We start from the raw sequence: 13226 nt of genomic DNA on the forward strand, positions 1-13226 counted from the left end.
CTGGGAATTTTTTAATACAATTTGTTTCAGATGAAACTTCGCCTCCAGAACATGAAACTTTTTCCCCAGGCTCTGGTTCGGGCCTCACAGGACGATATCCCCCCGCCCTTCTCGGCGCCGGCCGGAGAAAAGCACGATGTGATATCTGTAATTGGCTCCGCTATAGCGGAGCATGGCCGGTCCGAGTGCCAAAGCACTCGGCGGTTTTCAGGCTGTCAGTGCTAATGCGTCGCCAGCAACGGGTTCACCAACTGATCCAGCAGCGCCCGATCGATTTTCGGATCGCCCACGCTACCGTCCTTGCGCACCACGCCCTGCCTGTCGATGACGTAGGTCATGGGCATCCGCCAGACCCGGCCAAACCCCTTGAAATCGGCGTCCCGCTGGAACGCTGCGGGATAGCTGTAGCCGGCCATGACCTTGTGCACCATGGCGTCGTCCTCCGGCTCATCCATGCTGATCGCAATAATCTTCAGCCCTTCGCCTTTGTGCTGTTGGTAATAGGCTTCCATGGCGGGCATTTCTGCCCGGCACGGCTCGCACCAGGAAGCCCAGAAATTCACGATCACCACCTGGCCGGCCTGTTTGCGCAGATCAAAGGTCTCGCCATCCAGGGTTTTCGCCGTCAGATTCGGCGCGTGCTCGCCTACATCAATCGCCCAGGCGGGCAGACCAACCAGGCTGCAACAGAGCGCGAACAAGGGCAGCAGTCTTTTTGTGCTCATCAAGTTTCCCTCCGTCTCATGGATCACTAGAACGCGTATCGGGCGCCGATGGTCGCGGTATAGCGCGGAGCAAGCTGCACGCCGTTGACATTCTGGTAGACCGGCACCTGCACGAAGCAGTAGAGCGAGGTCTTTTTGCCGACCGGCACCGTCACACCCGGACTGAGGTAGGCCAGAGTGCCGCCGGTGCTGACGGTGTCGGCATTGGCACCGACATCGCGCTCGACATGTCGCACATTCAGCTGGAGCTGCGGCGTGACGTAGGCGTTGCCCATGTAGCGCAGGCCGACATTCAGGTTGACGCCATCGCCTGGGCGATAGTGATCACTGGAATCAAGCGCCTTCTGCAGCAAGGCCTGGCCGAAGTAGTCCCAGTTCTTGTTCAGGGTATCCATGTAATAGACACCCAGGATGCCGTCGGTGGTCCCGGTACCCGGTTGCAGGCCACGGTCTATCGCCACAGGGCCTGGGGCGGTGGGGTCGGTGGACGGGGCGGTGTCGTCATGGGCCCCCGTGGGCAGTTTCAAACCGAACAACACTCCCAGGTTGTGCTGCGGTGTGAACCCCTGATAACGACCGATGACCTTGACGTCGCCGAGACTGGAGGTCCTGGAGCTGTACTGACCCCCACCATCACCTGGGGTCACACCATCCGATGCCGTGCCCAGGGTGTTATGGCTGCGAAAGATATACGGCACTTGCAGATCCACGCCCCAGCTCGCATTGAAGCTGTAGTCCAGGCCCATCGTCAGGTAGTCATTGCGGGTGTACTTTTCCACCTCCTGTGGGTTGCCGTTGTTGGAGATCTGGCTCGCGGCACCTGGAGAAATGCTGTGGCTACCACTACGCAATTGGTTCTGGTTCAGATAGTCGTAACGCAGGTCCAGCTTCAGCCCCGACGAGCTGCTGATGCCCAGATTGTCCCAATCGGAACTGAGGGTGCAGCCACAGCTGGCACAAGCCAACGCGAGGTGCGGAAATAAAGCGGTGACAGACAAAGCCGCGAGCGGCAATACGCTTCGACGGGTACGGCGCAGTGATGGCATGACCATGGGGTTGGCATTCCTGGATTAAGTTGCAACGCATAGGGACAAACCACCCAAACAGGCTGGGGAGGATTTGCCATTGCAAGGAGAATCAGGAAAAAGCGGGCGGGCCGCGCGGCTCGGAGACCAGCCAGACTGTGCTGGCGTAGGGAGGGTAGATCGCTTGTGCCAGCACGACGTCGGTGCGACCGGAAAGCTGCCACTGAACGACGCTGGGCGGTAAACCGATATCGACCGCATGGACGACACACAGCAGGCAATGGCATTCATGGTACTGGTCCGGCGAGGGATCGCGGCTGCCGGAGGACGTGTCGTGTCCGGTCATACCGACCATGTTGCAATGCTCGCCCATCATCATCGACTGCCCATGGGCAGCCGGCAGCAACAGCATCACGCTCGGCAGCAACGCCGCAAGCATGGCCAGGCAAATGGCAAGCCGACGCAATGAGTGGGAAAACCGGGGCATGGACACGAAAGTGACGTCGCTGATTATTATTGGCGCCAAGGGTGACAAACAACGGTCACCAGTACAACGTGTCGGCAACGGTTGCGACATTGTGCCGCAACACGTTTCAGGCAACAGTTTATATATAGCTTATATAACGGCCCGGCGCGTCAGCTCAGCCCAGATCACCTCCTCCTACTGGCAAGGTCACGCCAGTAATGTAGGAAGCATCGTCGCTGGCGAGAAAAAGGATCGCCCCTGCCTGTTCGTCGATGCTGCCATAACGCTTCATCAAGCTGCTGTCCACGGTCTGCTCGACGATCTGTCGATACCAGGCTTGTTCATCGCCGCTGGGTGCCTGGGCATTGCGCGGGATACGCCGCGGCGGCGCATCGGTGCCGCCCGGTGCCGTGGCATTGACCCGAATCCCGCGGCCGGCGGTCTCGAAGGCCAGGCAGGCAGTCAGGGCATTGACCCCGCCCTTGGCCGCGCCATAGGGCACCCGATTGATCCCGCGCGTAGCCACCGACGAGACATTGACGATCGCCCCGCCGCCCTGCTCCAGCATGTAGGGCAATACCGCATGGCAGCACCAGAGGGTCGGGAACAGTGAGCGGCGCACCTCCGCTTCGATCTCGGTTTCCTGGTAATGCTCGAAAGGTTTGGCCCAGATGGTCCCGCCGACGTTGTTGACGAGGATATCGATGCGCCCGAAACGCTTATGGGCGGCGCGCATGACCTCTGTGCAAGGAGCATGCTGTTCCAGGTCGGCAGTCAGGCTGAGGACCCGTTCGCCACGCAGCTCGTGGACCAGTTCGGAACGGTCCACGGCCACCAGCCAGGCGCCCTCCTCCAGCAAGCGTTCGGCCACTCGTCGACCGATACCTTGGGCCGCGCCGGTGACCAGCGCTACCTTGTCCTTGAAACGTGGGTTCATCACGATCTCCTCAGGCGGCATCGCCGGTCACCAGGGTATTGGCGGTGAATTTCTCGTAGTGGAAGCTGCTTGGGATCACGCCCTCTGCCTTGAAGTGCTGCCGTACGGCATCGACCATCGGCGGCGGGCCACACAGGTAAACGTCGACCTCCCCGCCGTTGAGCAACCCGGGCGCGATGTGCCGGGTCACATAACCCTGGCGCGGGTGCAGGGTCCGCGGGTCGGAGACACAGGTGACGAAGGTGAAATTCGGCAAGCGCTCGCTGAACCCTTGCAACGTCTCGACCATGACCAGGTCCTGGTCCCGGGAAACCCCATAAATCAGGTGGATCGGCTGACGTTCGTTGCGCTCGGCGAGCACTTCGAGCATCGACAGAAACGGCGCCAGTCCGGTACCACCGGCCAGGAACAGCAACGGCCGGGTCACCGTGCGCAGGTAGAAACTGCCCAGCGGCCCGCTCATCGAGACCTTTTCGCCGGGCTGGGCCCGACCCAGCCAGCCGCTCATCAGCCCACCCGGGACATGCTTGATCAGAAAGCTGACGTGGTACTCGCCGGGCAGGCTGCTGAACGAATACGAGCGGGTCTGTTCACTGCCGGGGACGCCGATATTCACGTACTGTCCCGGCAGGAACGCTGGTGCCTGATCAAGTTCGAAACGGACTTCCAGAGCTGCGTCGGCGTGAGCGGTGATCCCCGCCAGGGTCGCGTCGAACCGCGAGGTGCCAGTCTTGCAGGTGCCGGACGGCACCGGCACGGCCAGCACACAGTCGCTTTCGGGAATCATCTGGCAAGTCAGCACCTGGCGCTGCTCGACCTCATCGGCCCCCAGCGCTTCCTCGAGATAATCTTCGCCGAGGTCATAGGCGCCGCTTTCGCAACGGCATTTGCAGGTACCGCAGACGCCGTCGGAACAGTCCATGGGCAGGTTGATCCGTTGGCGAAAGGCGGCGTCGAGCACCTTCTCGCCGGCCTTGCAGTCGATAAAACGAGTGACCCCATCCTCGAAGTTCAGGGCAATGCGATACGTCATGGGCCGGCCCTCAGATATGATAAATATCAATGACTTGGTGGATATAGTCGTTCTTGAGTATCACCTTCTTGCGGGTGATCAGCGGTTGCTCGCCGCTGATATCCAGGCGATAGAACGAGGTCCCGAAGTACGAATCCGTGGTCTTGTAGCGATGGCTGAGGGTGTGCCAGTTGAAGCGCAGCTCGACTTCACGCTCATCACCGTCCAGCACTTCCAGGTTGGCGATCAGGTGCACGGTGCGCGGCTGCGGGGTGCTGGCGCTGGAGCGCTCGGTCTTGATCCGGAACACGCGGTCTTCCAGGCCGTCGCGGTTGGGGTAGTAGATCAGCGAAATCTCGCGCTGCGGGTCTTCGGTCAGGCTGTCGTGGTCATCCCAGGCCGGCATCCAGAATTGCGCCTGCTGGCTATAGCATTGCAGCCATTCGTCCCACTGGCGGTCGTCGAGCAGTCGGGCCTCGCGGTAGAGGAAATCCAGCAAACGATCACGTGAAAGGTTCATACCTGGCCCTCCTTGTCCGTGGCGATCAAACCTTTGCGCTCGCGCTCCAGCGCCGTGAGCAGGCTTTCGGCCCAATGCGCGTGCTGGCGCACGAACAGACCTTCGTCCTCGGTCTTGATACCGCTGAGCAGCGGTTGCATGCCCATCGCCCGGGCATTCTCGTCGGCGCCTTCCAGCCATTGTTTGGCGCCACGGCTGAGGTCGTTCCACAACGGGATCGAGCCCTGGTAGCCGGTCTGGCAGGAGCGAAACTCCTCCAGGTCATCGGGCGTGCCCATGCCGCTGACGTTGAAGAAGTCCTCGTATTGGCGGATACGGGTTGCGCGCTCCTCGGCGCTTTCACCCTTGGGCGCCATGCAATAGATGGTCACTTCGGTCTTGTCCACCGCAATCGGCCGCACCACACGGATCTGCGTCGAGAACTGATCCATCAGATAGACGTTGGGGTACAGGCACAGGTTGCGGGTCTGATCGACGATAAAGTCGGCACGTTCCTGACCCAAGCGCTCAGCCAGAGCCTGACGATGAGCATGCACCGGACGGACCTCCGGGTTGAGCAAGCGGGTCCAGAGCAGGATATGGCCATGCTCGAAGGCGTAGACGCCGCCCAGGCTTTTCGACCAGCCGTTGGCATCCACGGTGCGCGTGCCCTCGGACTCGTAGTTGCGCCGCTGCATGGTCGCCGAGTAGTTCCAGTGCACGGAGCTGACGTGGTAACCGTCGGCACCGTTCTCGATTTGCAGCTTCCAGTTGCCGTCGTAGACATAGGACGAGCTGCCCCGCAACACCTCCAGGCCTTCGGGGGCCTGGTCGACCATCTGGTCGATGATGACCCGGGTTTCCCCCAGGTAATCGTTCAGCGTCGGGACTTGCTCCGAGAGGCTGCCGAACAGGAAGCCGCGATAGTTTTCGAAGCGCCCCAGGCGCCGCAGATCATGGGAACCGTCGCAGTCGAAGCGGTCGGGGTAGGCGCCGGTCTTGCCATCCTTGACCTTGAGCAGCTTGCCGGTGTTGCTGAAGGTCCAGCCGTGGAACGGACAGGTAAACGAACCCTTGTTGCCTTGCTTGTGGCGGCAGAGCATGGCGCCACGGTGGGCGCAGGCGTTGACCAGGCCATGGAGCAGGCCCTGCTTGTCGCGGGTGATCACCACCGGCTGGCGGCCGATAAAGGTCGTGAAGTAGTCGTTGATCTCCGGGACCTGGCTTTCATGGGCCAGGTAGACCCAGCCGCCTTCAAAGATGTGTTTCATTTCCAGCGAAAACAGTTCGGTGTCGGTGAAGATGTCGCGGCGGCAGCAGAAGGTTCCGCTGGCGGGGTCTTCCTGAACCGACTCGCGGATCTGGCAGGCGAGTCTGTCGAGTGTGTCGCTCATGGGCTGGGCCCTCCATTGTTCTTGTCTCAGGCGCCCTCACCTTATGCCTGCCCTGACCGTCACAATATCCGCCCCCTGCAAATCGCTATCCGCTACGTGCAGCCACCTCCCGCTGGCGGCGCCAGGTGTGCGAAGGCAGCTCGCCAAAGCGTTTGCGATAGGTTTCGGAGAAGCGCCCCAGGTGAACAAAACCATGGTCCAGCGCCACTTCGGTGACACTGCGGGCGCCCGGTAGCTGCAATAGCGCATGCACCCGCTCCAGCTTGCGCTGGCGCACATAGTCGCGGGGCGAAATACCGACATGCCGTTCGAACAATAAATACAGGGAGCGCTCGCTGACCCGCGCCACCTCGCGCAATTGCTCTACACCGATCTCATCGTGCAGATGCGCCTCGATAAATTGGCGGACCGCTTCGAAGCCACCAGCGCTCTCCGCCTCGGGGCAGACCCGTTGCACATTGCTCGCCAGCAGGCCCAGCAGCTTGCTGGCGACAATGCGCTCATACAGGGTTTGAGTCTCCGGTTCCGCGCAGCTCTCAGCCTCGTGGCAAATCAGCCCCAGCAATTGCACAAAGCCATCCAACCCGGCCAGGTCGCGGCGCTCACTGTCGAAGCGAATGCCCTGGCGCGGCAGCAGCCAGTGCTGATCCAGGCAGGCATTTTCCAGCAAGCGCACCGGCAGCTTGACGATAAATTTCTCGCAATCGGCCGAATAGGTCAGGTCCACCGGATCATCCGGGTTGATCAGCAGGATCTCACCGGGCGTATAGATCCGCTCCTCGCCCCGGGAGCTTGAACGGCAGTGTCCGCTCAGCAGTATCTGCAAGTGATAGATGGTTTCCAGGGCCGGCGACGTTACCTGGACCCGGGCGCCGTAGCTGATGCGGCACAGGTCAAGGCTGGAAAAGGTCCGGTGCTTGATACTCGCTTGCGGGCGGCCCCTGGGCGGCAGGCGAATGCAATGGCTGCCGACATGCTGGTTGACATACTCGGAGACCGCATGGGCATCGGCCTGTTCGAAAATCCGGCTGCGCTCACTCAACAAAGTGGTCATGGGATAAGCCTCTCTTGTTTTTCCATCAAGGCTGGCAGGACGACAAAAGTCCCGCGGGCAGACGCACGCGGGACCTGTAACGCCGGAACGCGGCGAGGGTCAGGCTTCGAGTGCCCGCACCCGCTCACCCTTGTCCTGTTCCTTGGCGGCGTCGGTCGACTGCAAGGCAAAATCGAAGTCGATCTCGGCATGTCGGCCGTTCGCGTCTTCCTTGAAGACGATTTCGGCAATCAACTCGTCGCGGGTGGCGTAGGCAAAGTCGTCGTGCAGGTAGGGATCGCCCGCCAGGTTGATCTGCGTGGTCAGGTGACGATGACCCGGGGCGGAAATAAAGAAGTGGATATGCGCCGGGCGCTGGCCGTGCCGGCCCAGTTGATCGAGCAACTGCTGGGTCGGGCCGTCCGGCGGGCAACCGTAGCCGGAAGGCACGATGCTCTGGAAGCGGTAGCGACCTTCGGCGTCGGTACGGATGCGCCGGCGCAGGTTGAACTCCGACTGCGAAGGATCGAAGTAGGAATAGGTGCCACCGGTGTTGGCATGCCAGACATCGACCAGCGCATGGGCCAGCGGCTTGCCGTCGAGGCCGCGGACCTGACCGCGCATAAACAGCACGGTGCCCGGATCAAGGCCGTCATCCAGCCGGGCCTCCTCTTCACAAAGTGGCGCACCGGCCACATACAGCGGTCCTTCAATGGTCCGTGGCGTGCCACCGACATGACCGGCCTGCTCGTCTTCGGCATCCAGCAACAGGTCGAGATAGTGTTCCAGGCCCAACCCGGCGACCAGCAGGCCGGCCTCCTGGCGGCTGCCCAGTTCGTTCAGGTAGTTCACGGCCTTCCAGAACTCTTCCGGCGAGATCCGCAGGTCTTCGATCAGGCGGATGCTGTCGCTCAACACCCGGTGGACAATCTGCTTCACCCGTGGATTGCCGGCAGCCTGGTCAAGGCCGGCGGCGCCTTCGAAGAAGCTCTGGACTTCGGCGGTTTGGGAAATACGAACGGTCATGCTGCTGTTCCTCATCATTGTTCTTGTGGATGCAAACCTTGGAAAACCCCGGCTCAGCGGTCGTCGTCACGGACCGAAGAGGGATGCCTGCACAGCGCCATGACCTCGATCTCCATATAGGGATAAAGCGGCAGTTGCATCAGGGTATCGTGCAGCGCCTGGGCATCCGGCACATCAAAGACGCTGACATTGGCATACAACCCGGCGATGCGCCAAAGGTGGCGCCAGGTGCCCTCCCGTTGCAGGCGCTGGGCCAGTTCGCGTTCATCGGCCTTGAGTCGCGCAGCCTGTTCGGCCGGCATGTCGGTGGGCAGTTTGACGGTCATGCGTACGTGAAAAAGCATGGTGTGTCCTCTGGGTTCAGGAAGTCAGTGGCGGGCAAAACGCGCCAGGCGTTCTTCATCGATGACCAGGCCGAGCCCGGGAGTCTTCGGGATCAGCAGCTGGAAATCACGATAGGTCGGCGGTTCGACCAGAATGTCTTCGGTCAGCAGCAACGGGCCGAACAGTTCGGTGTGCCACTCCAGCCTGTCGAGGGTGGCGAAAGCATGCGCGGCCGCCAGGGTGCCGATACTGCCTTCGAGCATGGTGCCGCCGTACAGGCCGATACCCGCCGCCTCGGCAATCGCGGCCGTACGCAGCACGGCACGCGGGCCGCCGGTCTTGGCGATCTTCAGGGCAAAAATACTCGCGGCGCCCATTTGCGCCAGGGCAAAGCTGTCCTGCACCGACTCGATGGCTTCGTCGGCCATCAGCGGGATCGGGCTATGGGCGCTCAAACGCACCATGCCGGCACGATCATGGCGGGACAGCGGCTGCTCGATCAGCTCGACCCCGGCATCGGCCAGTTGGCGACAGGCACGTACCGCCACGGCCTCGCTCCAGGCCTGGTTGATATCCACCCGCACACTGGCGCGGTCGCCCAAGGCACGCTTGATCGCCGCGACATGGGCGATATCCCGCGCCGGTTCGCCGGCACCGATCTTGAGTTTGAAATGACGATGGCGGCGCAGGTCGAGCATGCGCTCGGCCTCCTCGATGTCCTTGCCGGTGTCGCCGCTGGCCAGGGTCCAGGCCACTTCCACGCCGTCCCGCAACCGGCCACCGAGCAGTTCGGCCAGCGGCAGCCCGAGGCGTTTGCCCTGGGCATCGAGCAAGGCGGTTTCCACCGCCGAGCGGGCGAAGGTATTACCGCGAATGGCCCGGTCGACCCGTTGCATGGCGGCGTTGACATTGCTGGCGTCCTGGCCGATCAGCAGCGGCGCAAACCAGGTATCGAGGTTGACCTTGATGCTTTCCGGGCTTTCCCCGGCATACGCCAGGCCACCAATGGTGGTGGCCTCGCCGATGCCGACGATACCGTCGCTGCAACGGATACGCAGGATCACCAGCGTCTGGCCGTGCATGGTGTGCATCGCCAGTTTGTGCGGACGAATGGTGGGCAAATCGACAATCTGGGTATCGAAGTGTTCGATCGTTACAGCGCTCATGGCGTATCCATCTACGTGGTATTGGTCTTTCCGCCATGATTGACGCTCAAGGCGGCGCCGGTCCAATATTGAATAAGTCTCGCTTCATACCCAGGAGGTATCGTGGAGCTTCGTCATTTGCGTTATTTCAAGGTGCTCGCCCAGACCTTGAACTTCACCCGTGCGGCCGAGTTGTTGAACATTGCCCAACCGCCCCTGAGCCGGCAGATCCAGCAACTGGAAGATGAATTGGGGGTGGCGCTGCTGGAGCGTTCGCGGCCCTTGCGCCTGACCGAGGCCGGGCGTTTTTTCCAGGAACATTCCAGCCAGCTGCTCGAACAGCTTGAGCGGGTTTGTGACGATACCCGGCGCGTGGCCGCCGGCCGCAAGCGCTGGTTGGGTATCGGCTTTGCGCCTTCGACCCTCTACGGTGCCCTGCCCGACCTGATCCGCCGCCTGCGCAGTTTTGGCGATATCGAGCTGGGCCTGTCGGAGCTGATCACCCTGCAACAACTGGAGGCGCTGAAAAGCGGGCGGATCGATATCGGCTTTGGGCGGATGCTGTTCGATGACCCGGCCATCGTCCAGAAAGTCCTCCGCCAGGATCCCCTGGTCGCAGCCTTGCCGGCCGGGCATCCGCTGCTCGGGCGACCGGTCAGTTTGGAGGAGTTGGCCGCGGAACCCTTTATCCTCTATCCCGCCAGCCCGCGCCCCAGCTATGCCGACCATGTCCTGGGGGTGTTCGCCGGGCATGGCCTGAGTATCCACGTGGCGCAGATGGCCAACGAACTGCAGACCACCATCGGCCTGGTGGCCGCCGGGGTCGGCATTGCCCTGGTACCGGCCTCGGTTCAGCGCTTGCACCGGGATGACATTGGTTACACCTCGTTGCAGGACAGCAGCATCACCTCGCCCATCGTGCTCAGCTACCGGGCGGGCGACGTCTCGGAGGTGTTGCAGCGTTGTCTGAACCTGTTGAACAGTCATGACGAGTAGCACTTTTTCGAGCGCTTTTCATTTGTCTGATCCGACGGCTGGTTGCAAACTGCAAATCTACCGTGATTTACAAGGAGCCAGAATGACCGAGCACAGCACGGGGGTCACACTCACTGCCAAGGGCCTGGTGTTCGAGGATGACTGTGGCGAACCCTTTCTCCAGGACGACGCCGTGCGCGGGCTGCTGGAGAAAGTCTTTGCCGATAGCGGCGTCGATATCACCGCGATCCACACCCAGAGCCAGTACAAGAAGGCCTTGCGGCATGTGATGATCAGTTCGATCCAGGGTCCGGGCGGTATCGAGGCGATCCTGGCCATGGCGCTGCAAGGCGTCGAGCTGCTGCATCAGCAATTCGCCGGGCGCGATGACTTCCAATCGCGGCTGTGTGCCGGTGCGCTGCAAGGCCTGTTGAATGGCGATCCGGATGGTTTGGCCAAGGCCAAGAGAGCCAGCAGGATCCTCGCTAGCGGCTTGCGGCCGGTGGCAAGCGTCAGCGTGCCGGACGACCGATCACTTCGCACAGGCGACTCATGCACACCGAGCCCACCACCGCGAGAATGATCGGCACCAGGAAGTCGTGATCGATCCGGGTGAACTCCGCCACCAGCACAATGGCCGTGATCGGCATGCTCATGGACGCCGCGAGGAACGCCGCCGCACCGACAATGGCGAAGGCCCCCAGGGCGACGCCTGGAAACGCCAGGCTCCATAATCCCCCCAGCAGAATCGCCATCAGCGCGCCAATCGCCAGGGCGGGCGTCAGCAGCCCGCCTTCGGCCCCGGCCCGCAAGCTGGCGCTGGTCACCAGCACCTTGGCCACCAACAGCGCGGCCGCCAGCCCCAACGTCAGTTCGCTGTCAAAGCCCAACTGCGCCGGCCCCTTGCCGTTACCCAGCACCTGGGGCAGATAGACCGCCACGCAGCCGATCAGGGTGAAGTTGATCAAGGACAACACCGGCAAGCGCCAGCCGCGGGCAGCCTGGATCCGGGCGCGACCGGTCAGTTGCACAAAACCATAAGCGGCGAGCCCGAACAGCGGCCCGGCCAGCATCGACCAGGCGAGCAGCCCGGGTGTCAGCGCCAGGCTCGGCACCACGTATTGCACCTGCGCGCCCAGTCCGACCCAGGCCACGGCGGCGCCAATCGCCGAAGTCGCCAGGGCCATGATCGCCGCCGGCCAACTGAACACCGCCAGCAACCCTTCCAGGACAAATACCGCGCCCCCCAACGGCACGTTATAGACCGCCGCCAACCCGGCCCCTGCCCCGCAGGCAATCAGCAGCCGGTGGGTCTCGGGGGGCAACTGCGCCTTGCGCGATAACCAGGCACCGACCAGTGCGCCGACCTCCCGGGGCGCGACTTCACGGCCCAGCGGTGAGCCCAGGGCCACGGTGATGATCTGCAACAGCGCATGGCACACCGTGGTTTTGGGCGGCATTGCCGGTCCGTCGGGCGCCACGGCTTTCTTGATACCGACCAGCGGGCTGCCGAATCGATAGATCGCCCACCAGCCCAGGCCCGCCACCAGACCGCAGAGCGCCAGGGCCAGGATCCGTCGCGACGTCGAGGCGCTGCTCACGCCGATCAGGAAACTTTCATGGCTGGTGAGGCTGTCCTGGCCATAGCCGTAGGCCAGGTGCTGGATCGCGTGCAACAGCATCGCCAACAGCGTGCCGCCGAGGCCGGCGCCAATACCGGTGAGGATCACCACAAGACAGAGAACGAATAATGCGTGGGCTCTGGAACGAACCTTGGTTTCAGTGTGTAGCGACGAATCCGGCAAGGCCATTCAAGACTCCGCGAGGTCTGGTGCACAACGACCGGATGGCCGCACGCCGGAAGTGATTATCCGGTATTCCCGGCAAGAATAGGAACTATGCCGTGGCCCTCTCTACCGGCCCCACGGCCGGGCTGTGAGCATGACCGGGTGATTAACGATCCACTCATCAGGAAACGACCATGACTCTTCAAGCAAAACTCGACGCCTTCAAAGCCGACTTCGTCAGCGGAAAACCACCCTACAACGCACCGCCAGCGGTTCACGCGGTGATGAAACGCGCCACCGACGAACTGATCGCCAGCGGCCTGGCCGAGCGCGCCCTGAAAGTCGGCGACAAAGCCCCGGCCTTCACCCTCGACGATCCCGACGGCCATCCGGTTTCCTCCACGGAACTCTTGTCCAAGGGGCCGTTGGTAGTGAGTTTCTATCGTGGCGTGTGGTGCCCTTACTGCAATATGGAGCTGCAGGCCCTTGAGGAAGCCCTGCCCGCCTACCGCGAACTCGGCGCCAACCTGGTGGCGATCTCGCCACAGATCAAAGCCAACAGCCGCAAATCGGTACGCCAGAACAACCTGAGCTTTCCGATCCTCAGTGATACCCGCGGTGCGGTCGCCGCGGCCTTCGGCCTGCGCTTCGAGCTGCCGGACTATCTGGTCGAGCTGTACAAAGGCTTCGGCAACGACCTGCCGACCTTCAACGACGACCCGAGCTGGAGCCTGCCGATGCCGGGGCGTTTCGTGATCAGCCAGGACGGTATCCTGCTCTACGCCGAAGTGAATCCAGACTACACGCTGCGTCCGGACCCTTCCGAGCTGCTGCCGGCGTTGCGCGGTTAAGGCACGGCCGCCACTTCGGTGGCGGCC

15 protein-coding genes are annotated in these 13226 nt (G+C 62.3%); 3 read left to right on the forward strand and 12 right to left on the reverse strand.

From position 1 onward, the window contains the following. Window positions 1-221: 221 nt before the first annotated feature. From M5C01_RS12835 to M5C01_RS12885, 11 genes are all read right to left on the reverse strand, one after another. Window positions 222-725, reverse strand: coding sequence for a TlpA disulfide reductase family protein (locus M5C01_RS12835; RefSeq protein ID WP_103497450.1), 504 nt, complete (start codon window positions 723-725; stop codon window positions 222-224). Between the two features lie 26 nt (window positions 726-751). Next, window positions 752-1777, reverse strand: coding sequence for a TonB-dependent receptor (locus M5C01_RS12840; protein WP_152739114.1), 1026 nt, complete (start codon window positions 1775-1777; stop codon window positions 752-754). An 85-nt stretch (window positions 1778-1862) separates the two neighbouring features. Beyond that, on the reverse strand, window positions 1863-2237 hold the full coding sequence (locus M5C01_RS12845) for a DUF2946 domain-containing protein (protein ID WP_248764324.1): 375 nt from the start codon (window positions 2235-2237) through the stop codon (window positions 1863-1865). A gap of 154 nt (window positions 2238-2391) precedes the next feature. After that, window positions 2392-3153: a 1,6-dihydroxycyclohexa-2,4-diene-1-carboxylate dehydrogenase gene (locus M5C01_RS12850; RefSeq protein WP_152739120.1), complete on the reverse strand. Its 762-nt coding sequence runs from the start codon at window positions 3151-3153 to the stop codon at window positions 2392-2394. A gap of 10 nt (window positions 3154-3163) precedes the next feature. Next, the gene (gene benC / locus M5C01_RS12855) at window positions 3164-4186 is read right to left on the reverse strand and encodes a benzoate 1,2-dioxygenase electron transfer component BenC (protein WP_152739123.1); all 1023 of its coding nucleotides are present in this window, start codon (window positions 4184-4186) and stop codon (window positions 3164-3166) included. A 10-nt stretch (window positions 4187-4196) separates the two neighbouring features. Beyond that, on the reverse strand, window positions 4197-4685 hold the full coding sequence (gene benB, locus M5C01_RS12860; protein ID WP_152739126.1) for a benzoate 1,2-dioxygenase small subunit: 489 nt from the start codon (window positions 4683-4685) through the stop codon (window positions 4197-4199). Further along, the gene (locus M5C01_RS12865; RefSeq protein WP_152739129.1) at window positions 4682-6058 is read right to left on the reverse strand and encodes a Rieske 2Fe-2S domain-containing protein; all 1377 of its coding nucleotides are present in this window, start codon (window positions 6056-6058) and stop codon (window positions 4682-4684) included. Before M5C01_RS12865 ends, benB begins: the two co-directional genes overlap by 4 nt. Window positions 6059-6143: 85 nt before the next feature. Then, window positions 6144-7112: an AraC family transcriptional regulator gene (locus tag M5C01_RS12870; protein ID WP_152739132.1), complete on the reverse strand. Its 969-nt coding sequence runs from the start codon at window positions 7110-7112 to the stop codon at window positions 6144-6146. 99 nt (window positions 7113-7211) lie between these two features. After that, window positions 7212-8117 (reverse strand): catechol 1,2-dioxygenase, encoded by a 906-nt coding sequence (catA, locus tag M5C01_RS12875; RefSeq protein ID WP_152739135.1) that lies wholly within the window; start codon window positions 8115-8117, stop codon window positions 7212-7214. Between the two features lie 53 nt (window positions 8118-8170). Continuing rightward, a complete protein-coding gene (catC, locus tag M5C01_RS12880) occupies window positions 8171-8461 on the reverse strand; it encodes a muconolactone Delta-isomerase (protein WP_152739138.1) in 291 nt (96 codons plus the stop codon). Window positions 8462-8485: 24 nt separating this feature from the next. Further along, window positions 8486-9607, reverse strand: coding sequence for a muconate cycloisomerase family protein (locus tag M5C01_RS12885; RefSeq protein WP_152739141.1), 1122 nt, complete (start codon window positions 9605-9607; stop codon window positions 8486-8488). A 102-nt stretch (window positions 9608-9709) separates the two neighbouring features. Between M5C01_RS12885 and M5C01_RS12890 the strand changes: the two genes are divergently transcribed. After that, on the forward strand, window positions 9710-10582 hold the full coding sequence (locus M5C01_RS12890) for a LysR family transcriptional regulator (protein WP_177099020.1): 873 nt from the start codon (window positions 9710-9712) through the stop codon (window positions 10580-10582). 82 nt (window positions 10583-10664) lie between these two features. Continuing rightward, complete coding sequence (locus M5C01_RS12895; RefSeq protein ID WP_152739144.1) at window positions 10665-11144, forward strand: hypothetical protein; 480 nt, start codon at window positions 10665-10667, stop codon at window positions 11142-11144. Here M5C01_RS12895 and M5C01_RS12900 read toward each other — a convergent pair. Continuing rightward, on the reverse strand, window positions 11074-12372 hold the full coding sequence (locus tag M5C01_RS12900; protein ID WP_152739147.1) for a chloride channel protein: 1299 nt from the start codon (window positions 12370-12372) through the stop codon (window positions 11074-11076). The genes M5C01_RS12895 and M5C01_RS12900 overlap by 71 nt on opposite strands. Before the next feature lie 170 nt (window positions 12373-12542). Between M5C01_RS12900 and M5C01_RS12905 the strand changes: the two genes are divergently transcribed. Beyond that, window positions 12543-13199 carry a peroxiredoxin-like family protein gene (locus M5C01_RS12905; protein ID WP_152739150.1) on the forward strand — a complete coding sequence of 219 codons (657 nt, stop codon included), beginning with the start codon at window positions 12543-12545 and terminating at the stop codon, window positions 13197-13199. Window positions 13200-13226: the final 27 nt, after the last annotated feature.

It is taken from the genome of Pseudomonas sp. MWU12-2319, from assembly GCF_023242525.1.
Lineage (GTDB): Bacteria > Pseudomonadota > Gammaproteobacteria > Pseudomonadales > Pseudomonadaceae > Aquipseudomonas > Aquipseudomonas gingeri_D.

Bases quoted from the DNA above. Each gene is read 5' to 3' on its own strand.
- M5C01_RS12835 (WP_103497450.1), bottom strand. From the start codon at position 725: ATGAGCACAAAAAGACTGCTGCCCTTGTTCGCGCTCTGTTGCAGCCTG.
- M5C01_RS12840 (WP_152739114.1), bottom strand. From the start codon at position 1,777: ATGGTCATGCCATCACTGCGCCGTACCCGTCGAAGCGTATTGCCGCTC.
- M5C01_RS12845 (WP_248764324.1), bottom strand. From the start codon at position 2,237: ATGCCCCGGTTTTCCCACTCATTGCGTCGGCTTGCCATTTGCCTGGCC.
- M5C01_RS12850 (WP_152739120.1), bottom strand. From the start codon at position 3,153: ATGAACCCACGTTTCAAGGACAAGGTAGCGCTGGTCACCGGCGCGGCC.
- benC (WP_152739123.1), bottom strand. From the start codon at position 4,186: ATGACGTATCGCATTGCCCTGAACTTCGAGGATGGGGTCACTCGTTTT.
- benB (WP_152739126.1), bottom strand. From the start codon at position 4,685: ATGAACCTTTCACGTGATCGTTTGCTGGATTTCCTCTACCGCGAGGCC.
- M5C01_RS12865 (WP_152739129.1), bottom strand. From the start codon at position 6,058: ATGAGCGACACACTCGACAGACTCGCCTGCCAGATCCGCGAGTCGGTT.
- M5C01_RS12870 (WP_152739132.1), bottom strand. From the start codon at position 7,112: ATGACCACTTTGTTGAGTGAGCGCAGCCGGATTTTCGAACAGGCCGAT.
- catA (WP_152739135.1), bottom strand. From the start codon at position 8,117: ATGACCGTTCGTATTTCCCAAACCGCCGAAGTCCAGAGCTTCTTCGAA.
- catC (WP_152739138.1), bottom strand. From the start codon at position 8,461: ATGCTTTTTCACGTACGCATGACCGTCAAACTGCCCACCGACATGCCG.
- M5C01_RS12885 (WP_152739141.1), bottom strand. From the start codon at position 9,607: ATGAGCGCTGTAACGATCGAACACTTCGATACCCAGATTGTCGATTTG.
- M5C01_RS12895 (WP_152739144.1), top strand. From the start codon at position 10,665: ATGACCGAGCACAGCACGGGGGTCACACTCACTGCCAAGGGCCTGGTG.
- M5C01_RS12900 (WP_152739147.1), bottom strand. From the start codon at position 12,372: ATGGCCTTGCCGGATTCGTCGCTACACACTGAAACCAAGGTTCGTTCC.
- M5C01_RS12905 (WP_152739150.1), top strand. From the start codon at position 12,543: ATGACTCTTCAAGCAAAACTCGACGCCTTCAAAGCCGACTTCGTCAGC.